Annotated in this window: 20 protein-coding genes and 1 pseudogene; 10 read left to right on the top strand and 11 right to left on the bottom strand. The window is 32.4% G+C overall.

Annotated elements, in window-relative coordinates:
* Positions 1–132 precede the first annotated feature (132 nt).
* Positions 133–318, bottom strand: coding sequence for a hypothetical protein (locus MK119_RS19865; protein ID WP_290682627.1), 186 nt, complete (start codon positions 316–318; stop codon positions 133–135).
* 188 nt (positions 319–506) lie between these two features.
* Between MK119_RS19865 and MK119_RS19860 the strand changes: the two genes are divergently transcribed.
* The 8 genes and pseudogenes from MK119_RS19860 to MK119_RS19825 all read left to right on the top strand — a co-directional run bounded on the left by MK119_RS19860 (position 507) and on the right by MK119_RS19825 (position 10,738).
* Positions 507–1,835: a hypothetical protein gene (locus MK119_RS19860; RefSeq protein ID WP_290682625.1), complete on the top strand. Its 1,329-nt coding sequence runs from the start codon at positions 507–509 to the stop codon at positions 1,833–1,835.
* 73 nt (positions 1,836–1,908) lie between these two features.
* Positions 1,909–2,436: a hypothetical protein gene (locus MK119_RS19855; protein WP_290682623.1), complete on the top strand. Its 528-nt coding sequence runs from the start codon at positions 1,909–1,911 to the stop codon at positions 2,434–2,436.
* A 128-nt stretch (positions 2,437–2,564) separates the two neighbouring features.
* On the top strand, positions 2,565–3,173 hold the full coding sequence (locus MK119_RS19850) for a hypothetical protein (protein ID WP_290682622.1): 609 nt from the start codon (positions 2,565–2,567) through the stop codon (positions 3,171–3,173).
* 964 nt (positions 3,174–4,137) lie between these two features.
* Positions 4,138–4,521 (top strand): VOC family protein, encoded by a 384-nt coding sequence (locus MK119_RS19845; RefSeq protein WP_290682620.1) that lies wholly within the window; start codon positions 4,138–4,140, stop codon positions 4,519–4,521.
* 106 nt (positions 4,522–4,627) lie between these two features.
* Positions 4,628–7,762 (top strand): TonB-dependent receptor, encoded by a 3,135-nt coding sequence (locus tag MK119_RS19840; RefSeq protein ID WP_290682618.1) that lies wholly within the window; start codon positions 4,628–4,630, stop codon positions 7,760–7,762.
* Between the two features lie 26 nt (positions 7,763–7,788).
* Positions 7,789–8,669 (top strand): annotated as a pseudogene (locus tag MK119_RS19835) (sterol desaturase family protein).
* Position 8,670: 1 nt separating this feature from the next.
* Positions 8,671–9,975: an efflux RND transporter permease subunit gene (locus MK119_RS19830; protein ID WP_290682616.1), complete on the top strand. Its 1,305-nt coding sequence runs from the start codon at positions 8,671–8,673 to the stop codon at positions 9,973–9,975.
* Positions 9,968–10,738 (top strand): TIGR04283 family arsenosugar biosynthesis glycosyltransferase, encoded by a 771-nt coding sequence (locus tag MK119_RS19825; RefSeq protein ID WP_290682614.1) that lies wholly within the window; start codon positions 9,968–9,970, stop codon positions 10,736–10,738. Before MK119_RS19830 ends, MK119_RS19825 begins: the two co-directional genes overlap by 8 nt.
* Before the next feature lie 221 nt (positions 10,739–10,959).
* Here MK119_RS19825 and MK119_RS19820 read toward each other — a convergent pair whose 3' ends face one another.
* The 5 genes from MK119_RS19820 to MK119_RS19800 form a co-directional block, all read right to left on the bottom strand.
* Complete coding sequence (locus tag MK119_RS19820; RefSeq protein ID WP_290682612.1) at positions 10,960–11,979, bottom strand: hypothetical protein; 1,020 nt, start codon at positions 11,977–11,979, stop codon at positions 10,960–10,962.
* A gap of 851 nt (positions 11,980–12,830) precedes the next feature.
* On the bottom strand, positions 12,831–13,454 hold the full coding sequence (locus tag MK119_RS19815; RefSeq protein ID WP_290682610.1) for a hypothetical protein: 624 nt from the start codon (positions 13,452–13,454) through the stop codon (positions 12,831–12,833).
* Entirely contained in the window at positions 13,444–13,947 is a 504-nt protein-coding gene (locus MK119_RS19810; RefSeq protein WP_290682608.1) for an RNA polymerase sigma factor, read from the bottom strand. Before MK119_RS19810 ends, MK119_RS19815 begins: the two co-directional genes overlap by 11 nt.
* A gap of 11 nt (positions 13,948–13,958) precedes the next feature.
* Entirely contained in the window at positions 13,959–14,810 is an 852-nt protein-coding gene (locus MK119_RS19805; RefSeq protein WP_290682606.1) for a TraB/GumN family protein, read from the bottom strand.
* A gap of 762 nt (positions 14,811–15,572) precedes the next feature.
* The gene (locus tag MK119_RS19800) at positions 15,573–16,049 is read right to left on the bottom strand and encodes a RidA family protein (RefSeq protein ID WP_290682604.1); all 477 of its coding nucleotides are present in this window, start codon (positions 16,047–16,049) and stop codon (positions 15,573–15,575) included.
* Between the two features lie 107 nt (positions 16,050–16,156).
* Between MK119_RS19800 and MK119_RS19795 the strand changes: the two genes are divergently transcribed.
* Positions 16,157–16,528: a hypothetical protein gene (locus tag MK119_RS19795; protein ID WP_290682602.1), complete on the top strand. Its 372-nt coding sequence runs from the start codon at positions 16,157–16,159 to the stop codon at positions 16,526–16,528.
* A gap of 88 nt (positions 16,529–16,616) precedes the next feature.
* Here the strand turns inward: MK119_RS19795 and MK119_RS19790 are convergent, their stop codons facing one another.
* The 5 genes from MK119_RS19790 to MK119_RS19770 all read right to left on the bottom strand — a co-directional run bounded on the left by MK119_RS19790 (position 16,617) and on the right by MK119_RS19770 (position 21,526).
* Entirely contained in the window at positions 16,617–17,879 is a 1,263-nt protein-coding gene (locus MK119_RS19790) for an outer membrane protein assembly factor (RefSeq protein ID WP_290682600.1), read from the bottom strand.
* A gap of 2 nt (positions 17,880–17,881) precedes the next feature.
* Positions 17,882–18,640: a hypothetical protein gene (locus MK119_RS19785; protein ID WP_290682598.1), complete on the bottom strand. Its 759-nt coding sequence runs from the start codon at positions 18,638–18,640 to the stop codon at positions 17,882–17,884.
* Entirely contained in the window at positions 18,637–19,641 is a 1,005-nt protein-coding gene (locus tag MK119_RS19780; protein WP_290682596.1) for a glycoside hydrolase, read from the bottom strand. Before MK119_RS19780 ends, MK119_RS19785 begins: the two co-directional genes overlap by 4 nt.
* 37 nt (positions 19,642–19,678) lie before the next feature.
* Entirely contained in the window at positions 19,679–20,608 is a 930-nt protein-coding gene (locus tag MK119_RS19775; RefSeq protein ID WP_290682594.1) for a hypothetical protein, read from the bottom strand.
* Positions 20,609–20,782: 174 nt separating this feature from the next.
* The gene (locus MK119_RS19770; protein ID WP_290682592.1) at positions 20,783–21,526 is read right to left on the bottom strand and encodes a DUF547 domain-containing protein; all 744 of its coding nucleotides are present in this window, start codon (positions 21,524–21,526) and stop codon (positions 20,783–20,785) included.
* Positions 21,527–21,904: 378 nt separating this feature from the next.
* Here MK119_RS19770 and MK119_RS19765 point away from each other — a divergent pair, with 378 nt between their 5' ends.
* Positions 21,905–23,251 carry an FAD/NAD(P)-binding oxidoreductase gene (locus tag MK119_RS19765; protein ID WP_290682590.1) on the top strand — a complete coding sequence of 449 codons (1,347 nt, stop codon included), beginning with the start codon at positions 21,905–21,907 and terminating at the stop codon, positions 23,249–23,251.
* The last annotated feature ends 24 nt before the right edge of the window (positions 23,252–23,275 follow it).

Raw genomic sequence — 23,275 nt, 5'->3', positions numbered from 1 at the left:
ATTCTAAAATAAAGACCGCTTAAAATAAGGATATAGTGTTTACATAATGACTTTATATTGAAAATGATTGCGACAAGTGATCTTGCCCCACTTTTTGCCGTTTTTGTAATGAATTTCAGGTATTTCTTTAAGTTATAAGCAATAGCTGCCATGTGCATGAGTTTGTTGGCTACTTCCGAAATATTCTTTGGTAAGCTCATAGAGATAATCCAAGTCTAAAACTGCTAATAAACGACGATAAAAGTTCTGCTTTGGAATGCGATCACTTAATTGAAAATTATTGAATAATTTTTCTTGATAGATTTTCTTGCCTTGCATAACCTAAGATACGTAATTATTCACTATCTTAAACTTGTGCAAAAGGCATACCACCTAAACTGCATTAAAACGCAGCTTAGCCAAAACGTTGTGTGCCATAAAAAGAAACCTGATTCATGAGAATAATAATACTTCTTACTTTACTTTTTCTAACTCAAATAAGCTTTGGACAAGAAAACCGAAAAGAAATGACTAAATCGAAAATCTATGTTCGAGCAACCTACTTTGACCAAAAGAATGAGTTTATCGGACTTCAAGTAAGAACGGACTTAAAAGACACTTTAATAGAGAATAGAAACTTCATAAAATTTAAAACAGAGCACTTTGTCGACTATTCCGATATTGAAACAACCGAAATCTATTTCGAATCCTTTGATAACGGTAATTATAAACTTCTCAATAGTAGCTTTGAAACGGTTCACGATATTGACTACAATAAGACGGAAGAACAAATAGCTACAATTTTTGGAAACCAAGTAAAATCTTCACTCGAATATATCGACACAAGAAGAAGTTATCCAAGAGATAGTTTAATCGCAACAGACAAAACACCAAGAAAGTATTACACTACTGGCAATTCAGAAATTTATGCTGTAATTATTCCAGATCTTAAAACAGTAGCGGTTTCAAGCAATGGACAGTTTTACACAAAACAGCTTTTCGGAGACAATTACAATGACATTTCGGAAGGAATTAAAAATGACTTTAGAACCAGCAACCGATTTGACATTCAACCTGGAGATGAAATTCAATTGTTTTATCGCAGAAAATGGTATAACGACTCAACAGGGTTAGCTGAATACGAAGACAAACAATTTAAAACCGTCAGATACATTGGAGATACAATAGTTGACGGAAATAAGTCGCTTAAAATAGAGATTGAAGGCTACAACTATTTAAGTGGCTTAAAAGATGGACCAGAAGAATTTTTAATGCAAGTTTCTGATAGTGGCTACTATTATGGCAATCAGTTCATTCCATTTAAGGAATATTCAACCGAACTCAAACTTATTGAGAAAAATGGACAAAAGGAATTTTTTCTTCAAGGAGTAAGTAAAGACACAATTAATGGATTTACCTATGAAAAAATTGTTCAAGCAACACCTGACCCTTCCCGATATTTTATTCTACCGTTTTTTCCAATGCCGTTTGTGGAGTTTGGAAACGTGCAAGTGATAATTACCTATTCAAAGATTAAAGGAATAGAAAAAGGAACAAAACGGGAAAGAACATACATAACAGACGCGACCAACATTAGAGATATTTATAGTACTTCATACAAGAAAGTAGAATTAGAAATTTACTTGTTAGACCAATTAGACGTTGAAATTGAAATCAAGGACTATGATAATGATAAAGTAATCGGTTCATTAAAAACAAAGTCAAAAAAAGGAATAAACTCATTCACAGTAAAGACAGAAAAGTTAGAAAAGGGAAAATCGTACGGCGTTCAGATAAACTATAAGGGAGAAAATAATTCGGGTAGTTTCTCTAACGGATTTAAATCAAAACATTAAAAAACACAGCACACAACAACAGGTATACTGCATACCCTAAGGGACACGCACCATACCCAAACCGTTGTGCTTCATGAGAACAAAAGAATCCAAAATGACTAAAGAACAATTTTTTAAGAATCTTGACGAAATCGTACCGGACGAAATATATTTGACTGAGAGTCTCGATGAGCTAGATAAGGAAATACAAGCTAATCATTGGTCGATTGGAATTGATTCAGATGCTGCTCAACTAATCAACAATCATGACCTACAAGATTTTCTCCGAAAGGTAATTCAAAATAGAGTTAAGCAACTGGAGGATTCTGATAAAAAAATGGGGTTGCTATTCTACATCTGGTTTGATGAACAGGCTTGCAACCTGAATTTCAATTTAATAAACTCGGAACATGAACACCTACCTTTTGGTGCAAAATTAGAGTTTGTTGATTCAATTGACCAAGTCATAAACGACTGTTTAAAATCAAAATATTTGGATGGGATTTCTTGGAATGAGCTAAAGGATGTTTCAGGTGAAATGGATAAAAATGATGAGAGTGAATTCAAACTCAAAGTTTACAAGGAGAAAATAAAAAACACGAAAGCACAACAAGGTGTGTAGTGCATACCCTTCGGGACACGTACTATACACAAACCGTTGTACCACATATGAGAAACAGAAATCTGACATACATAATTGGAGTTCTTATTTTACTTCTGACTTTTGACTTGAATGCACAAACGTCTGAAATGGAAACTAACGAAAATCGAATTGACAGAGATTTTGTTTCATCTGCTCAAGTAAGGGAAAAAATCAATGGACAAAGTAATACCGAAAATGAAATAAATCTGATTATAGAAAAAGCTAACGACAGCTTATACTCTATTTATGTTTTCAATAAAACGACTGACTCATTAAAAATTTCAAGTCAAGATTGGCATTTATTCTTAATACAAGAGGCGAAAAACGAAAACGGAGATTGGAAACCTATTGAATATTGGAAATATTCGTGGTGCGGAAATAGTTATCTATCGGAGAAACTTAAACCAAACGGATTATTGAAAACTGAATCCAAAGTTTATAATGGGAATTTTGAAACTCAAATAAGATTTAAACTTCTAAATGACAATAAAGTTTATTATTCAAATTCATTGGTTGGATTTGTGAATTTTTCACAGTTTGAGATTCCAAATAGCATAACTGAATATCGGACTTATAAACGTATAGAAAATCGTGGAAGTTCGGAACTTTTGAAAAAAATAATATTTCTTGAGCCAAATGCAATAAGAGAATTTGTGAAAAAAGAAGAAGCTTATTTAGAGAAAATGTCTGAATTAAGAAAGAAAAATAGGAAATGAAAAAATACGTGGTATAACACGGGTAACCGTTGCACAAGCCTATAATTTCAAAAAAACAAGGCATTCTTAGCGCTTTTAAGGATGTCTTTCTTTTTAGATCTACCATTTAATTCTAAAATAAAGACCGCTTAAAATAAGGATATAGTGTTTACATAATGACTTTATATTGAAAATGATTGCGACAAGCGATCTTGCCCCACTTTTTGCTGTTTTTGTAATGAATTTTAGGTATTTCTATAAGTTTTAAGCAATAGCTGCCATGCGCATGAATTTGTTTGCTTGTTCCATAATAGCCTTTGGTAAGTTCATATAAATAATCAAAGTCTAAAACTCCTAATAAACGACGATAAAAGTTCTCCTTTGGAATGCGATCACTTAACTGAAAATTGTTGAATAATTTTTCTTGATAGGCTTTCTTGCCTTACATATTCTAAGATACGTAATTATTCAATATCTTAGACTTGTGTAACAGGTACAAAATGCATAAATTATTGCTTGATAAGTATTTAAAATAAAAATTAGAATAATAAATAAAATTTAAGTTAAACTGAAAATGAATTGCTTTGAAACACCAAATACCTCATAAACTAACTGTTACCTCAAATTTCCACTAAAGTTCTCGCAATAACGCATCAAAGCATATAGAGTTCAAATTCAATTCCCACAAACGTCACTTCGAGCGATTTTTCAAAATAAAATGAAGAAAAATATATATTTCGACTACACTCAATAAAGCTATCAAGAAGTACTTCAAAACGTCATTACGAGCAATAGCGCGGTAATCTGTTTATCACATAGCAGTTTTGTTATTTGAAATATAATATTGTCACGTATTTTCACGAAATTCTCGCAATGACGTTTCTAAAAGTTCTGCAAGGACTCCAAACAGTTAAAACACTGCAATTCAGTGTATGTTGTGGTATTTTCACATTAGATAGTTTATATTTGGTACAAACTTCCACAAATGCACACCTTCACATTCAATCACATAGCACTTTCTGTAAAAGATGTAAACGCATCTGTTGCATTTTATCAAAAAGTATTTCAATTCCAAGAAATTCCCAACACAGCTTCCACTTCCAAAACGAGATGGTTAGCTATGGGAAGCACCAAACAATTGCATCTCATTCCGCGTCCCGATGCAGACATAAAAACCAACAAAGCAGTTCATTTTGCACTCGCAACAACAAACTTTAATGCATTTGTCAACTTTTTAGAAGAAATAGAAGTTCCGTATTCTGATTGGCGCAATACTCCTAACAAAGGTTACATACGAAAAGACGGAATTAAACAAGTATATTTTCAAGATCCAGACAGCTATTGGATAGAAGTCAATAACGATATTTAGGAAAGTTAATTTTTAACACATATTAATTTAAAATATTGTTTCTAAACTGTAAGGATACTGTTAATTTACAGACTATACAGCTCAAGTCTGAAAATTAAACGATTACATGAATTACACTTTAGTACCCATAACATTGTTATGCTTTCTTTTTCCCCTATTATTAAATGCGCAGGAAACTACAGGACGTTTGGAAGGAAAAATAAATGACACCAAAAATCAACCTATTACTTTTGCGAATGTTACCATCACAGACACCGAAACAAATTTTAAATATGGAAGTATTTCTCAGGAATCTGGGTTTTATATTGTCAACAATCTTCCGCCAGGAAATACCTATAAAATTGAAGTAAGTTTTTTAGGATATAGAACTGAAATACTAGAAAATGTTACCATTAATCTTGGTGCTACAACCACAAAAGACTTTATCCTTAAAGAAGATAATGAATCACTTGATGCCATTGTGTTAGAAGTAGATAGAACGAATCTTAAAAAAGATAATGAACAACTGATTTCTAAAAGAACTATTGCACAAACACCTACGATTAGCAGAAGTATTCAAGATTTAACACGAACGCTTCCAGAAGCGAATTTAAACTCTTTTGCAGGTGCCAGTAATCGATTCAACAATTTAAATATTGACGGAATTGCCAATAATGATGTGGTTGGATTCCAAGAACCTTCGAGTGGCGCAGCTGGATCATCTGCCAATGGAACGCCGGGAAGTTTGTCTAAAACACAGCCAATTGCTTTTGGCGCTATCAAAGAATTGGCCGTTAAAACAACGCCTTTTGATGTAAGTATTGGAAACTTTACAGGTGCAAATATCAATTTGGTGACCAAAAACGGAACAAATACAACGAAAACATCGATTTATGGTTTTGGAAACAATCAAAGTTTGGTTGGAAAGTATGCCGATGGAACACGACAAGAAGTAGATAATTTCTACGATATTCAAGTTGGTGCAAGTATTGGTGGTGCATTGAAAAAAGATAAACTGTTTTACTTTGTCAATGTAGAACAAGCATTGGGCAGTCTTCCCGTATTAAACGCGCCAGGTAGTGCGACTTCGAATATTGACTTTGAAACAGTACAATTAATTTCTGAAACACTACAATCACGTTACAATTACGATCCAGGAACGTTTACAAACGCGGATTTAAAAACAGCAAGTACTAAGATTTTTGCACGTTTGGATTATAATATTTCTGATAAGCACAAATTGACGCTTCGTAATAATTATGTCAATAGTTTTTCGGATAATTTAGAATGGAATGAATCTATTTTCAACTTTGGAAATCAAGGATATCGACACAACAGTATTGCCAATAGTTTAACGGCGGAATGGAATGCCAATTTCAACAACAACACTTCAAATGTCTTATCTATTGGTTACAATAAAGTAACGGAAGATAGAGAGTTTAACGGACGTGTATTTCCACATTTATTAATTCAAGATGCTTCTAACAGAATTTTTGCAGGAACCTACCGAGAAGCTTCTGTTTACAGTACAAATTTAAATACGTTTCAAATCACAAATAAGTTTACGTATACAAAAGACAAACATACATTTACTGCTGGAGCATTGATTCAATACAATGATATTGATTATGGATTTTTATCTGCTTGGAACGGACGCTGGCAATATTCATCTGTAGAAAACTTTATCAATGACAGACCTTCACGAATTCGCGGTGTGTACAGAACTAACAATAATAATTTTGACTTTGTAAGCAATACGCCTTCAGCTACTTTAGACATTTTAACAACTGGATTTTATGTGCAAGATCGTATTCGTTTCAGTGATCGTTTAACGGTTTCTGCTGGAATTCGTTTGGACAGTCAAGCGTTATTGGATGAATTGCCCGTAAGTGAAGAAGTAAAAAATACGCCAGAATTTAGTCGTTTTGAAAATACCATCAATGCAACGCCGCAAATCAATCCTAGAATTGGTTTTAACTATTACCTTAATGATAGCAAAAAGATTCAGCTTCGTGGTGGAACTGGATTGTTTACAGGTCGTATTCCGTACTTATGGTTCGCATACGCGGAATATATTTCTGGAACAGATTATTTTAATGTAGACATTCGCCCAACGGAAGCTACTCCTATTGTAGAAAATGTGGAAGACTTGGCGAGTCAACAACCTGGCTTAACTGAGATTAATTTGATTGATAATGATTTTGATTTACCGCGTGAATGGAAAAGCAACATTGCTGTCGATTTTAAATTGCCAAACAACTTCGGCTTAACGGTTGAAGGAAGCTATACAAATGTAATCAACGGAATCTTCTTTAAATCGATCAACAGAAGAAATGATACAGCAACATTTTCGGGTGCTGATAATCGTGAATATTTTACTGCTACGGGAGAAGCTATTAAAATCAATCCGAACTTTACTAATGTATTTTTATTGACAAATACGAACAAAGGATATCGTTACAATGTAACCCTTGGTTTGACTAAAAATACAGCTCAATACAACGGATTTTTAGGTTATACCTACGGAAAAAGTAAAGACATTTCAAGTACGGTTAGAAACTCGCCTGGTGCCAACTTTGAATGGAATCAGGCAATCAATGCCAACAATCCAGATTTGTCATTTTCTAACTTTGACTTACGACATAAAATTGTGTCTTCGCACAGTTACCAATTCAATCTTTCTAGCAAAAGTGACTTGCAAGTTTCCATGTTATACAACGGAACTTCAGGAAGTCCATTTTCATTTGTAAATCAAGGAGATGTCAATCGTGACGGTTCTTCTCGCAACGACTTGGTGTATGTTCCAAGAGATCAAAGTGAAATCAATTTGGTAGACATTACCGATAGTAACGCAGTTGTGATCACCACTGCGGAACAGCAATGGGAAAATTTAAACAATTACATCAATAACAATGATTACCTGCGTTCGCGTCGAGGACAATATACCGAACGAAATGGTGCTAAAACGCCATGGAATCATCGATTGGATGCACGTTTTGAATATGGTTTAAATCTAAAAGGTTCGCATCGTATCAGTTTATCATTAGATGTTTTCAATGTTTTTAACTTGGTCAACAGAAATTGGGGAAAACAGGTATTTGTTCCTAATGTGGTAAATTCTAGTTTTAGTTTATTGAATTTTCGAGGTATCGAAAACAATCAACCAACGTATCAATTTAATGTTCAAGATGCAACGCCTTGGGTTGTGGATACAGAAAGTTCACGATGGAAAGCGCAGTTTGGTGTAAAGTATCAATTTTAAGGAATCATACGTATCTTTGTTAGACCATGGAAAACTATCTAGATATTTTTATAAACTCTTACAGTGAATATTGGAATTACTTCTTAAACCTTATCTATTTTAGAGAAATAGAAAATTATTTTTATGGTTTAATTGCAATTTCTGTCATTGTTTGGGTTTTAGAAATCTTGTTTCCTTGGCGAGAGAATCAATCCATCTTTAGAAAGGATTTTTGGTTGGATACCTTCTACATGTTTTTCAACTTTTCATTTTTAATATTCTCATTTTTGTAGCACTTTCCAATACAACGGCTGCATTTTTTAATGATTTTTTAGGCGAAATTGGTGTATCATTAGAAAGTTTACAGTTATTTAATGTCAGCGCACTTCCTGCATGGCTAGGCTTACTAATTTTCTTTGTGGTAACAGATTTTGTACAATGGAATACGCATCGTTTGTTACACAGAGTTGATTTTTTATGGAACTTTCACAAAGTACATCATTCTGTAAAAGAAATGGGCTTTGCGGCACATTTGCGTTACCATTGGATGGAAACTGTGGTGTATAAATCGTTACTCTATATTCCTGTTGCTATTATTGGTGGGTTTGATGTACAACATGTGGTTTTTGTATACTTCTTTACCATCTCTGTCGGACATTTGAATCATGCGAATTTAGGTTGGGATTATGGCTTTTTAAAGTATATTTTCAACAATCCAAAAATGCACATTTGGCATCACAGTAAAGAGTTGCCTGTAAGGTATGGTGTAAATTTTGGACTGACTTTAAGTATTTGGGATTACCTTTTTAAGACAAATTACATTCCCAAAAATGGACGTGATATCGAATTGGGTTTTTCCAATGACGAATCATTTCCGCAAGATTTTTTACGACAAGAAATCTATCCTATCAATCTAAAAAAAGAGTAACATGAAATATCTTTTCTTGATTTTGTGTACATTTTATTTGATCACTTCTTGTGGTATACAGCAAAAAACAGTTGAAAATTCTACCAAAGAAATGACACCTGAGTTACATGAATCCACTGTAGATTCTGTAAATGCACAACATGACAAAATTGCGGAAGGTGATGCTTTAAACACGACTAAAACAGCTACGCATACAGAAAGTACAGAAGTATATATCAATATTTTTTGCGTTGGATATGCGCCCTTAGAAGTAGAAGAAAAAATTACGGTTCCGATTGAAAACACTCTAAAAACACTTGAATATTTGGATGAAATTACTGCTACATCTGAAGAAGATTATTCAAAAACGATAGTACTTTTCAATCCAGGTATTTCCAAAGAAGAAGCCATAACTATCGTTCAACAAAAAGTAAATCAATTGATTGAAAATGGTAGTTTGCCAAAAATTGATAATAAAAAATTCTCACTAAAAATCACTTCTCATAATAATTTTGATGAAAAATTTAGGTACAATTATGCTACAAATCGAATTGAAAGCAAAAAAATAGTTGATTCAGTTCTCTTTATAAATAACGCTAAGTTTACAACATCTACAGACTCTATAAGGTTTAACAATGGGCAAATGGCAGCTGATGTTAAAATTTTAACTCCTGAAAAGAATGTTGTTTTTAATCATCAAATCTTCAATGATTTACTAAAAAAACATGTCACAAAAGATGGCGTTGTCAACTATAAAGGTTTTAAAGCAAATCGTACTGAATTACAAAAGTATATCAATTCGTTAGGAGAAAACATGCCGACTGATACTTGGTCAAAAGAAGAAAAACTCGCCTATTGGATCAATGCATATAATGCACTTACGGTAGATTTAATTTTGAGAAATTATCCCTTAAAAAGTATCAAAGACATCAAAAAACCTTGGAATCAGCGTTTATGGAAATTGGGCGATAAATGGTACAATTTAGACGAAATAGAACATAAAATTCTGCGTAAAATGAACGAACCAAGAATTCATTTTGCAATTAATTGTGCTTCCTTTTCTTGCCCTCCATTATTGAATGAAGCTTTCGTTTCAGAGAAACTAGAACAACAATTAACACAAGTTACCAAACTATTTTTAGCTGACACAAAACAAAATACCATTACAGAAAATCAACTAGAAATTTCAAAGATTTTCAAATGGTTTGCCAAAGATTTCAAACAAAACGGTTCATTGATTGACTTTTTAAATAGATACAGTAATGTAAAAATCAACATAAAAGCCAAAAAGAAATACAAGGACTACAACTGGGATTTGAATGAATAAAATTTCTATCATCATACCAATATTTAACGAAGCAGAAACAATTGTAAAACTGCTTGAAACTTTGTTGGCACGTGTGAAATATTCACAGCATGAAATTTTATTAATTGATGGAGGAAGTTCTGACAAAACCGTTGAAATTGTGACTGATTTTATTGCTAAATTTTACAATCAACAAAACTTTTCTCAAAAAAGATGTATAGATTCCTTATTTGAAAACACTCGGTCAACAGTGGAAATTCAATTATTTTCTTCTGAAAAAGGACGTGCCAAACAGATGAATTTTGGAGCTCAAAAAGCGACAGGAGCTATTTTATATTTCTTGCATGCAGACACCTTTCCTCCAAAACATTTTGATGAATTCATTTTACAAAAAATAAACGCAGGGCATCAAGCGGGTTGTTTTCGTATGAAGTTTGATTATTTGCATCCTGTACTAATTGTATCTCAGTTTTTCACACGTTTCAATGTCAATTGGTGTCGCGGTGGCGATCAATCTTTATTTGTGATGAAATCCTTGTTTCATGAGCTTGATGGTTATAATGAAAACTATCCTATTTACGAAGATTGCGAATTTATTCACCGTTTGTATGAAGAAAATGAATTCACTGTGATTCCAAAAAGTGTCGTGACTTCCGCCAGAAAATACCGTGAACAAGGCACTTGGAAATTACAATATCATTTTGCCGTAATTCATATTAAAAAATCAAAAGGTGCTTCTCCTGAAGAATTGTATGCGTATTATAAGAAGTATGTTGCTTGTTAGATAGTTAGACTTACTTTGTATTGAATCTTTTTTCACTCTTAGATTTTTTAAAAATCAATCATACCTTACATATTCAAAATATCAATAGTGAAAGGAAGGCTTAAAACCACAAATCAGTCTAGAGCAAAGGCTCCAGAACCGATTACGATACTACGACAAAAGATACAATAGAAGCAATATTCTAGCGTAGACTGCAATGTTACTTTTAGATCGTTTTGCCTCTAGATGGTAGACTTTTTATTTACAATCAACATATATACACCATGAATCAGTACTCCAAATGCAACTAAAACAAGTGTCCAAAATCCAATTGAAGTAGCATTTTTTTTATGCTGTAAATTATAATCTGATAATTTTAAATACTCAGAGTTCCCTTTTCTTATACCATATATCGAAATATAATGATAGCCAACTGTTTTGTCAAAAAAGGATAAGTCCTTTGTTTTAGAAATCTTTTTCTCAAAAGCTTCAAGTTTTATATCAAGTTCTATTGTATCACCTATTTTTACTGCATTCAATAACCTATTAGTTTCTGTTGCTATAAAACTATTTCCACCTAAATTAAATGTATAATCTCTATAGTCTAAAAGCTTTATCTTAATAACTCTTGAAACACTATGAATCCCGCCTGTCCTTTCGATTTTCAATTCCTCAGCAAGTTGACTACTAATTGTTTTTATCTGTTTAGTATCTATTTCGGTATTTCTATCAAGATATACTTTAAAAGTGCCCATAAGAAATACAAATCCAAAAATTACAATTCCGATTCCTAACCTTCTTTTTACTCTAGTACTCCAAAATTTCTCAATTTCCAAGTCCTGTTTTTTCCCTTTAATTAATATTTTCCTAAATTCCATGTAGTTTAAAACCATAAAAGAAGATAATTTGATCTTGTTAGTTTTAGTATAAATTGTCAAGTCTTTCCATTTTCCTTTCTTGTTTTCTTTTTCAATTTCTGTATAGCTTACTATTTCAGATAGATATATAACCTTTTTAGTATTTCCAAATAATGTTTTTACAATAAATTTCTCTTTATCAATAGCAAATGAATTCAAAAAAAATAATGACGAACACGAAACAATTCCTACTAATCCAATTAGTCCACCCAATATTAATCCTATAATTTGAGGATATTCTGAATTAAATGCTGTTTTTATTAAGTATGATGCAAGAACAATCATTACAATCCCGCCTAAAAAGAGAGTTGCAACATTCCCTATTTTAACCTTTGATTTTATCATGTTTAATTCAATTATTGAGTTCTATCATTAGTTTCCTACCAATGCTATATATATATATGTGTTGCAGCAATGGAAAATGTTACTTTGTCTTTGATTTTTTCTGAGTATTGCGAACTAACTTTTCCTTTTGCAAGCATTACAACTTACTTGAATACAATAATCTTTCAATTGATCTCTCAGGCGCTATGATCACATATGTATTGAAGTAAAACGTTTTATTTAATCCAATAGCCATTCAATTTTTACTTCCTTTTTTCTAGTTCAGGTTTAAAATCATCTAATGTCTTTCTGTTCAGTTTTCATCGAAACAATCGACATTAAGTCCCATACAATAAAATCGAAATTCTCCTTTTTTTAAAAGAAATTTTTTGTGATTTTGTTTTACTATTCCGAACAGTATAACAAAAAAGAATTGTGAATTTTCGTTAATTTCTATTTTAAAATGTCAGTCAATTTAAAATATTGAACTCTATTCCAAGGAAAGTTTGGATTTACGATGATTAAATTCTCTTCATTAAGAACAGAACTATTGTTTAACTTACCAGCAATTAGATATTCGATCCCAAAATAAACTCGCAGAATAATGAATAAATTATTCCCTAAGCTATTCCAAATTAGCTTCCTTAAAATAAATACTAGAAGAATTGCCATAAAAAATAGAATCAACCAAAATACTACCTAAGTCATTATTGGACTATAAAAGATTTGATTATTAAGATTCTTTTCATCACGAAGTTTTTTATCAACTCTTTGGGTTTTCAGATTCATTGAAAATCCATTTAACATTTGAATAAATTTCATGGTTATGTCTATGAAACGTAATAATTATAAGGCGAAACATTTCTAAAAATCTATTCCTCCATCTGAGCCAAAATCTCTTCCAATTTCCGAACATGCACGCCATACAATTTATCTGCCCAAATAACAGTAATATAGTAAATAAGCACACACGAAATTAAATATCCTAAAAGTACAAGAGAGAAGATACTTGTGGGCATTTGCAGTAAAAACCATTCTGTAAAACGATCTGGTCCAAATTTTACGGCTCCCATGAAAATAGCAGCTACTGAAACGGGTAATAATAATGAACCAGCAATAATTCCTGTTTTATAGACTTCCATCGTAAGTTTTATATCGTGAATAAAGTTTAAAATGGTTTCTTTGGTTTGTTGCTTTACATTGGAAGTTCTACGTAAAAACCAGATCATTTTTGCCAAATAACCTAAGGTCATTAAACTGGTAATGAACATAAATATTAAATACACAGCACGTGGCAATTCGTACATTTCTATTAAAAATGGATAGGTAAAAAAGATTACAATAGCTACTAATTGTATGGCAATTTCTCCTTTCATCGTTTTGCGAATCTTGGCAATTGGCATATTACTTTCTTTAAGATTTTCTAAACTTATTGGCAACTGTAAATCATCTTGATTTTCATTGTCCATGAGTTCTTTTATTTTATCAAAATCCATGATTCTGTGTTTTTATAATTTCTTGTAATTTTTTCTTCGTCCTATTCAGTTTAACGCGGACATTTCCTGGCGACATTCCTAAGTTTTTCGCAATTTCTTCTCCCGAAAACCCTTCAATAAACTGAAAGATCAAGGCTTTTTCAATTTTGTTTAATTGTTGAACAGCTTTGTAAAAAACAGCCAATTGCTGCTCTTTTTCATCTGAATATTCCTCATGAGCTAATTGTACATGTTCTGGCATTTGGTAATTGTCTGACTTGCGTTTTTCTTTCTTAAAAAATACAATTGCTGTATTTAAAGCAACGCGATACATCCAGCTTGAAAATTGACTTTTTCCATTGAATGATTTTAAAGATTTCCAAAGTTGTAGAATAATTTCCTGTACCAAGTCTTCGCGATCACTCGGATCTTCAAAATAGATCCGAGAAACCTTGTGTATAATACCTTTGTGTACGGTAATTTTGCTAAGAAATTCTTGTTCTGTGAGTTCCACTAAATCGCTCTTTAAAATACAGGCGTAACAGTATATCCTTGTTTACGTAATAATTCAATAACGCCATTTTTCCCAGCTAAATGCGCGGCACCTACGGCAAATAAGTTGGACTTTTTTTTCATCATTTCAGGCATGATTTTCGACCAATTTGTATTGCGCACTGTCAACATCCAATAAGCCGCGTTTTCATTAAAAAAACGTTCATCATTCATACCATCATACAATTTTTGTATTTCCTCTTTTTTATAAGACGTCACCATTTCTTCCATTTCTGTTTTATAGGCATCAAATAACTCTATTTGCTGCCATAAAAAGTCTTTTGGATAAGCTTTATCAAAAAAATCTAATTGACCATCTAACGTTTCTAATCCAGCTACTTTTTTGTTTTGTGCTTTTGCCAAACTCGTCAATTCTACTTCATACATTTTCTTAAGCGGACAATCATAGCTTTGTTGAATCAGCAAAGTATATACAGTCATCAAAGTATAGCTATTTATCATTTTTAATGACATGTTCAGTTCTTTTTTTAGTAAATTATCTAAATATGTTTGCTGTTCTTTTGATAATTCTTCTGTTAGTTTTCCACCGGACATCATTTTTTGTTGCGCTGCCATCAAGGCTTTTGTGTCAGACATGTCTACTTCCAAAACCAAACGCTCTGTTTCATTGAATGCTTTCGTTACTTTTTCAGGAATTGTAAAATCGTCTTTGCATAAAATGTGAACCGTTCCCAGAAGATAAGAAGGTTTCTGTAAGTCTTTGTGTTCTATTTTCCACAATACGGAATTTTCAAGTTTTGTATTTTGCGCATTTGCGACAAAGCTGCTTACAATAAAGCAAATAAGTATAATGAGTTGTTGCATGATGTTGTTTTTTATCACAAAAGATATTTTTTCAGCTGAATAGATCTTTTATTGTATTAATATTTATTTGCTCCGTAAGTATCGACTTTGAAAATATGTTACAAAAAAAGTGAAAAATTATTTCCAACCAATTGTTTTACAAATATTTAAAATTAAAAAACACTCATTTAAAGTTATCCTCACTTACAGTAATCTTTTCTGTTTGGTAGGGTAATATCTTTTTTCTCTGTTCTTATTGTAAAAATCCTGGCATTATTTCTTTATGAAAAGATTTCTACTCTCCCTCAATTTTATATTATTTGCTACTCCTCTTTTTGTTCAAATAAATGATGATCCGCTAGACGTTTTATTTCAATAAACTCTACAAGCTACTAACAATATGCTACAAACTTTTGAACAAATTGTAGACGAATAAGGATATCATGCTAGTGTTGATCCGCATACTCCTAGAGGAACTGGTTTTGTTCATCAAATTAATAATGCTTTGTATCAAAAATTTAGAGATCGTACTTGGCACTATGTGATTCTGCTACCGCGTTCAAACGAAACTCCTGAATTTTCTTTTCCCATTAAAGAAAAAATAGAAAGAGGAAAACGCTTAAGAGATTCTATTTCAAAATATAGTCCGTGCGCAAGTACGCAGTATGATATGGAATTGTATGATAATTTTGGAATAGAAGTAAGCACAAAAAACTATGGGTTTCAAAATTCTCAACACAGTATCAATTTAGAATTACAAAGAAGCGTTAGAATTTTAGTATTCTATTTGGCTGCTATGACATCTATTTCAATTTTTGCACCAATAGCCAATCCGCCAGCAGCAAAGGTTGTGCGTGCAGGTTTGTTAGGAAAATATTGCACATATACACTATTGAAGTCTTTGAAATCGTTGATATCCGATAAAATTACGGTGCATTTTACCACACGATCCAAGGAAGAATTGTGTTGCGCTAATACTGCTTTTATATTTTCAATAGCTTGTTTTGCTTCTGCTTTAATTCCACCTGACACTAAAATTCCTTGGGTATGATCTTTTCCAATTTGACCAGATAGAAAGAGTAGGTTTTCTGTTTCTACTGCAGCACTAAAAGGTGTATTTTGACGTTGTGGTAAGTGAGATTTGTGGAATTTTATTTCGCTTGGTTCGCTTGATTTGTTTAGTGTAGCTTTCGAATTTGAGGTCTGACAACTCGTAAAACAAAGTAATAATATAGTACAGAAGGGAAAGAGAGTTTTCATAGAATTCAATAGTATTGATTAATAACAAATTTAAGGAAATTGGGATGAGGTTTAGTATATTTTTAACTTGTATATTTTTTGTGAATTGTAATCCGAAGGAAAATAACTTGATAATTACTCTGTCAGAAAAAAGTGCTCAAAATGTTCTGTTTGTAGATCAGATGATGGTTGGAGAAACTGTTCGAATCGATCTCAGTAGACGCAGTTGCTTTGATGGGCACACTTATGAATTGTCAATTACAAAATTAATTAAGGATTATGAAGTAATATATAATAAAAAGACGTCAATAATCACACTGGATAAATTCAAACTAATACAACGTTTTGAGAAAGAATTACGTAAAAAACATAGCAGTAATTGTAGTATAGTTGATCAATATCTTATTACAAATACTACCACACATGAAACTCTTAAAGTAATTGATGAAAGTTGTGCTTGGAATGGTTTTTTAAATTTGATTGAAAAATTGGAATTGTAATTCGTTTCGTTCTCAAAAGAGATTCCTTTTTTCTCTTTTGATGAAATTGCTCTTTCATCTCGACTATACTCATTGAGATACCTGAGAATTAAAAGTACTGTCCTATTCCAAAAACGATTCCGCTACTTGAATTTTTGGTAACTCCGTATCCGTAATCGATTCGAAAAATAGCATTAAAGATTCGTTTGTGAATAAAACGCAATCCGACTCCAGGATATATTCTGAAGTTTTCACTGTTTATAAAATCGCTAAAACTTCCGCCTGGATTTCGCCAAGTTCCCGTATCAATGAATCCATTTCCTTGTAAAATAAACCAATCTTTTTCGTAAAGTGTATAACGATATTCTGAGTTTAATACCAAACTTGCTGTTCCGCGATCAATAATGTTTCCAACACCACGAATATTTAAATTGTTATCAACAGAAAATGGTGCAAACGGACTTGCATTATTAGAGGCAACACCAAAGCGGAAACGATTTGCCCAGTTTCCTTTTTCGCCAACTCTTTCAAAATATAAAAAGTCACTCCAACCAATTAAAAAGTTATCTTGAAAGTTATTTTCGGTAGTTACATATTGCAAATACAAGGTGTTTTTGTATCCTTCCACATATTGGTAATAATAGTTTAAACCATCATATTCATAAACAAATTTTAGCATTTGTTTGTCTAAGGATAAGTTTTGCGGAATAGCATCTGAAGTAATTCCATTAATATAATCATATTCTTCTTTGAACACATTGATTCCGAACTGCAATCGATGTTTAAAGTTAATTTGATACAGTGCTAATACCTCAAAAGACGTGTTACTGTATTTGTAGTTAGCCGAGCCATCGTCAAAGTATAATGGTTCTTGACTTGTCCAATTTTGATGATTGATGGCAACTCCAAAATTCCGCGTAAAGAGGTTTGGCGCTCGCAAATTGATTCCGTAAGAGTCAAATCCGTTGTTTTGGTAAAATCCACCAAAAGCGATATTTCTCCCTAAAAAATTATAGTCGTACAAACCAATTTTATAGGCAATTTGCTCATTGGTTGTCGTCCAAAGATTCGCATTTGGAATCAGCGTGAAGTTTTCTTCTATATTAAAATAGATGTTGTATAAATTGTCATGCGAATAAAACACTTGATAATACGCATGCGTAATACCAGCCAAGCGTTTTAATAAAATAACATCTTGGTCCAATTTTAATGAATCGAGCTTATCGCCATTTCGAACACTGACGTAGTTTCTTAAAAAACCAACTTTGTTTTTTTTATGTCCCTGAAATTTTACATCATAGACAATCTTTTCTTGTGCGATTCCATAAAATGCAATCAAAAGAAACGTAAGAAGGAGGATATTTTTTTTCATAGCTATTCAACCATAAAGATACTTTGAATGACGGCATTTACCCAATTATCTTCGCTAACGTCCATTAAGGTAAATTTATACGAATTATCAATAGTTAATTCAAGTGGATTTTCTTCAGTAATATTTAAAACCACATTTGATGTATCGTAGTATTGAAATTGATTTTCATAAGTGTAGGTTCCAGAAAGCAAACCATTATCGGTAGTTGACACTACTTGAAAATAAATAGCATTGTCACCATTAGCATTGTGTTCCCATGAAAATACTGGCATGTTAGACGTTTGCTGATTGATCATTAACTTATTTCCCCAAACCGTTGGTTTCGTTACATTTTTAGTTCGGATGGGATTTGAGAGTTTTATTTCTCCATCCAACTCAAATGCAATAATAATCCATTGTTCATGTGCAAAAGGTCTGGTAAACTTATAAATGTATCCATCAAAAAGTGGCTGCGAAGTAATGGCTAGTTCTCGGTAACTTGAATAATCATCTTTATCGATATCAGTTGTATTTGTTTCAAAAAATCGAACATTCGTAGCGCCTTCTTCTAAGTAATAAAACGCATGTACTACATCAGCATTTGTTGCATCACTAGCTGCACAAGCTATTACAGCGCCAGTTTCTACAGTACGATTGACAATCATATCTGATAGTTTTACTGTATTTATAACATTGACTGAATCTAAATTATCATCGTCTGACTGACACGATATTATGGTAAGAACTAATGTAAGATATATGATTGTTTTGAATCGGTTCATCCGTGTACTTTATAATTTTCTCGCAAAACTTTTTCTGCGGGTTTGTTTTGTGGTGTGAATTGGTGATTTTCCAATCCACCAGATCGTTCGTAGTTGTGAAACCATTTCCAGATAAATCCGCCTGCAAACCATTCTTCTTTCCAAAATTCATTGAACAAAGCTTGCAATGCGATTTCTTGTGCTTTTAAATTCAGTACTTTTCCTTTTCTGCTAGAATCCCAGGGTTCTTTTCCTGTATAATCCATGCTTCGATAGCCATATTCTGTAAAAACTACTTTCCGATCTAGTTTTTTAGACAACTCCATAATTTTCTTTTTATGTGGTTGCCAACCTGCTTGCAATGTTTCTAGTGAAGGCATTTTTTCTTCACTTAACGGAAAATAAGCATCAATTCCAATAAAATCCAACCCTTCCCAAAAAGGCACTTTGTGAAAAGAATCCCAGTTTTCTGCATACGTCAATTTGCCTTTGTATACTTTTTTCACTTTCGTGATGAGTTCTTTCCAGAATGCTGGTCGTGCAGCAACAAACTTGTGCAATTCTGTTCCTATACAGTACATATCAGCTTTTATTTCTTGAGCTAAACCTGCATATTCGAGGATAATACTTTCATAGGATTTTTCAAATGCTTTCCAATCTTCCTCAGATTCCATTTCAATAAAACCTGTAAACTCACCATTCCAAACCCAAATTTGTGGTTTGATCATGATTTTGATCTTATTCTTTTGTAATAACTCGGAATATTGCTTGGCTCCTTTTCGAGTTTCACCAAACCATTGTCGGTCTGTATTGTGAATGACTTCTGTAGCAGATAACTTTCGCATAAAACCAAAAGGCATGATTGCGGCATAGTTTGCATTCACTTTCATAACAGGATCAACATTTGTTTGATCAATGGCTTCTGATGCGGCTACAAAACTTACACCATTCATTTTTTGAGTTTGACTTGTACATGGAAATTGCAACAAGCCTAAAAAGATACAAAGGAGTCTAAATTTCATAGATACTAATTTTTAGACTCCTAAAATACTTTTTTTCTTAAAACAGCGCTCTTAAACCTATGCTAAAAGTTTGTCCTAATCCTTGGAAATTATTTCCACGTACAAACTTATCGAAAGAAGCTTCTATGTTTAATACTTCTGTCAATTGATATTTTGTCCCAATACCTAACGAAGTTGAGTTTTGAGAGAAGTTATTCCCTAAATCAATTAAGAAAGCTTGCTTTGTATTTACATAAATTGTTGATGCTGATGATGGGAAATAGCTTAAAAATACTGCCAATGGCAAGAATAAACTGTTGTTTGCAAAACGCTCTCCTACGTTAGAATCATTTGGATTTGCATCTTCTGATTTTTCTCCAAAGTTAAATCCGAAATCAGCTTGTGTAAATAACTGCCATTTGTCTTGTCCGAACGTTTTATCATAGAAGAATTTTGTTTCCCAAAATACACTTCTCTTATCTAAATACGGTGCGTTTGCTTTATCTTTAAAAACTGGCAAATAAATAGAGCTTGTAAATGAGAAGTTTGAAATATTCTTAAATGGTTGCACACGAATAGAAGGTGCGATAGTTGTTAATCCACTTCTTGAAGTTGCATCATCTCTAAATTTAAAAACATCTAAAGCGCCTGCTCCTCCAAATGTATTGGAACGTACTTGAAAAATAAATCCGATGTTGATACGACGATTATCGCTAATTCCTGTATAAATCTCTGTCGTATTTGTAAAAAATGTTTCTCTAGGAATGGTTACTGACGTACTTCCTGCATCTGTACGTTCTGTTTGTGTATAAATACTATTGAAGAATTTAATATCCCATTGTCCTTTACGTAATAACTTTGAAGGTGTAAACTCCTGAATATTTGTTAAATTGTCCGTAGTATCATCGTCTTGATCTTGATCTTGGGCAAATGACAAGCTTACGAACAGTAGGGCAATTGCAGTTATGAATAAGTTTTTAGTGTTCATTTTGTAATTTGATTTAGTATAGTAATTAGTTTTTAATTTTTATTGTTGCTTTCAGCCTTTAGCTTATGGTTTTATTTTTTGTTTATACTGAGTTTGAAAAAATATATAGAAATATTTTCTTAAGTAACAGATTACTTCGCCGTTAGCACTTACTCGTAACGACGTTTGAAAGAACTAATTCGTTTTATTTAAATTCCAATTGTATGGATAATAACTGATTTTAGATTTTTCTGCGATTTTTTCTTCTCTATACTTATTAATAAAATCGATTTCATTTCCGTTTTGAGTAAAATCTTCTTTGTACCACTTCATAATTTCAGATAATTGTACACGTTTTTTACGAGCATTTACTTTGATAAAACTGTCACTATTTAAAGCAATTCGCGTTTGTCTATCTAATTGTTTGTCTAATGTACTTGGCAGATATGCTTCTGAAATAATTGGAGGACATCCTAAACCTGCGCACACCAATACAAAATGAAAACGTGCATCGTTAAATTGCCCACGTAATAATTTGTGTTCTATATCATTCAGTGTAATCTTCTTTCCTCCTACAGCATGTTTTGTTTTATCGAAGAAACCTTTGATGTCTAGTGGAGATTTTACAGGATATTTTTTAATAATTCCCTTAATAACAGATAAGTTATAGATATTAACCCAAAAAGCTTGATAGGTATTTGCATCACTTTTATCTACTGTAATACCATTAGTAGAGGCCAAAATTCTTTCCAACTCCGCAGGATTATTTTTAATCGCTTTATAATTTACGCGTCCACCTTTTACATATTCCTTAAAAAATGCATCTGAAGAGGTAAAGAAAGCGTCTGTATTTTGAGCAAAACTTAAAGAGCTCATAAATAATACAATTAGTGTAATGATTTTATATTTCATAGCAATTTTTTTCAATATTAATTTCATCTATTTAAATTTTTTTGATTTATGAGTGTTCAAAAAATTCGAATACATTCAGTAACTCACATATATTTTTATTATCTCTTTTAAATGAATTTGGAAATAATAAAAAATTCATATTCGTTTCAATTTGTAATGGTGGGTAAGTCCACAAAAAACTGAGGAACTTACAAACTTTCTAAAAAAAGTTTATAATTCGTATCAAATTGATTTTCAAGCAGCAAACAGGTTGTTGCTTTTTAAAAATCCTTACAAAAAACTTTTAATTTATAATTATTCTAAATTCTTCACTTTGTTTAAGTTCTTAACTTTAACATCGACAGAATTCCCAACACAAGTCAATTCCTACTCATAATTAGGAACTTAATAACCAAGCAACATTTTATGGAACATATTGTAATCATAGGTAATGGAATTTCTGGAGTTACGGCTGCCAGACATATCAGAAAGCTTTCTGATAAAAGAATTACCATTATTTCGGCTGAAACAGAATATTTTTTCTCGCGTACTGCATTAATGTATGTATACATGGGACACATGAAGATTGAACACACACAGCCTTACGAAAATTGGTTTTGGAGAAAGAATCGCATCGAACTTAAAAAAGGGTTTGTAAAGCAAGTAAAAGACGCTTCTAAAGAATTGGTTTTTGCTAGTGGAGAAACCATGAAATATGACAAACTCATCATTGCAACAGGTTCAAAACCGAATAAATTTGGTTGGCCAGGACAAGATTTAGATGGTGTAATGGGAATGTATCACAAACAAGATTTAGAAAATTTAGAAAAATACGCGCCTAATAATAAGGTATGTAAACGTGCTGTTATTGTTGGTGGTGGACTCATAGGAATTGAATTGGCTGAAATGCTACAAAGTCGCGATATTCCAGTAACCTTTTTAGTGCGCGAAACTAGTTTTTGGAATGGTGTACTGCCTGCTGGCGAATCTGCCATGATTAACGAACACATCAAAGAACATCATATCGATTTACGTTTAGGCGTAAATTTGCAAGAAATTAAAGCGGACGAACACGGAAAAGTAAAATCGATCATCATCAAAGAAACAGGTGAAGAAATTGAATGTACAGTTGTTGGACTCACCGCAGGAGTTTCGCCAAATATTGATTTCTTAAAAGATTCCAATATAGAACTCGGTCGTGGTGTTAAGGTAAATAGACGATTAGAAACCAACGTTAAAGATATTTACGCTATTGGTGATTGTGCCGAACAGCATGAAGCTATTGGAAACCGCAGACCAATTGAAGCCGTTTGGTATACGGGACGTATGATGGGCGAAACACTGGCACAAACTATTTGTGGAAATCCTAGAGATTATAATCCTGGACACTGGTTCAACTCTGCAAAGTTTTTAGACATTGAATACCAAACCTATGGTTGGGTTTTTGGAGAACGCGGACGACCAGCATACGAACAACATTTTCACTGGAAACATCCTGATAAACATATATGCATTACCGTTGCTTTTCACAAGGAAACGAAGGAATTCTTAGGAATCAATACGTTTGGAATTCGCATGCGTCACCATGCTTTTGACAAATGGTTAAATGAAAAACGTTCTGTAGAATATGTACTAGAACACTTAGCCGATGCCAACTTTGATCCAGAATTCTACAAGCTACACGAAAAAACTATCGTAGCACAATTCAATCAAGAAAACAACACTAATATTCAATTAAAGAAGAAAAGCTGGAAACGTATTTTCAGTTACTAATCATCACATTTTAAAAAAAATATT

It is taken from the genome of Kordia sp. (assembly GCF_022447245.1).
Taxonomy (GTDB): Bacteria; Bacteroidota; Bacteroidia; order Flavobacteriales; family Flavobacteriaceae; genus Kordia.
The sequence above is the reverse complement of the archived record's forward strand: the minus strand, read 5'-3'. Positions and strand labels throughout refer to the sequence as shown.

Coding starts and splice junctions, on each gene's coding strand:
- MK119_RS19780 (WP_290682596.1), bottom strand. CDS start 19,641: ATGAAATTTAGACTCCTTTGTATCTTTTTAGGCTTGTTGCAATTTCCA.
- MK119_RS19775 (WP_290682594.1), bottom strand. CDS start 20,608: ATGAACACTAAAAACTTATTCATAACTGCAATTGCCCTACTGTTCGTA.
- MK119_RS19770 (WP_290682592.1), bottom strand. CDS start 21,526: ATGAAATTAATATTGAAAAAAATTGCTATGAAATATAAAATCATTACA.
- MK119_RS19830 (WP_290682616.1), top strand. CDS start 8,671: ATGAAATATCTTTTCTTGATTTTGTGTACATTTTATTTGATCACTTCT.
- MK119_RS19790 (WP_290682600.1), bottom strand. CDS start 17,879: ATGAAAAAAAATATCCTCCTTCTTACGTTTCTTTTGATTGCATTTTAT.
- MK119_RS19845 (WP_290682620.1), top strand. CDS start 4,138: ATGCACACCTTCACATTCAATCACATAGCACTTTCTGTAAAAGATGTA.
- MK119_RS19765 (WP_290682590.1), top strand. CDS start 21,905: ATGGAACATATTGTAATCATAGGTAATGGAATTTCTGGAGTTACGGCT.
- MK119_RS19800 (WP_290682604.1), bottom strand. CDS start 16,049: ATGAAAACTCTCTTTCCCTTCTGTACTATATTATTACTTTGTTTTACG.
- MK119_RS19815 (WP_290682610.1), bottom strand. CDS start 13,454: ATGGATTTTGATAAAATAAAAGAACTCATGGACAATGAAAATCAAGAT.
- MK119_RS19840 (WP_290682618.1), top strand. CDS start 4,628: ATGAATTACACTTTAGTACCCATAACATTGTTATGCTTTCTTTTTCCC.
- MK119_RS19860 (WP_290682625.1), top strand. CDS start 507: ATGACTAAATCGAAAATCTATGTTCGAGCAACCTACTTTGACCAAAAG.
- MK119_RS19855 (WP_290682623.1), top strand. CDS start 1,909: ATGAGAACAAAAGAATCCAAAATGACTAAAGAACAATTTTTTAAGAAT.
- MK119_RS19850 (WP_290682622.1), top strand. CDS start 2,565: ATGGAAACTAACGAAAATCGAATTGACAGAGATTTTGTTTCATCTGCT.
- MK119_RS19785 (WP_290682598.1), bottom strand. CDS start 18,640: ATGAACCGATTCAAAACAATCATATATCTTACATTAGTTCTTACCATA.
- MK119_RS19865 (WP_290682627.1), bottom strand. CDS start 318: ATGCAAGGCAAGAAAATCTATCAAGAAAAATTATTCAATAATTTTCAA.
- MK119_RS19825 (WP_290682614.1), top strand. CDS start 9,968: ATGAATAAAATTTCTATCATCATACCAATATTTAACGAAGCAGAAACA.
- MK119_RS19820 (WP_290682612.1), bottom strand. CDS start 11,979: ATGATAAAATCAAAGGTTAAAATAGGGAATGTTGCAACTCTCTTTTTA.
- MK119_RS19805 (WP_290682606.1), bottom strand. CDS start 14,810: ATGCAACAACTCATTATACTTATTTGCTTTATTGTAAGCAGCTTTGTC.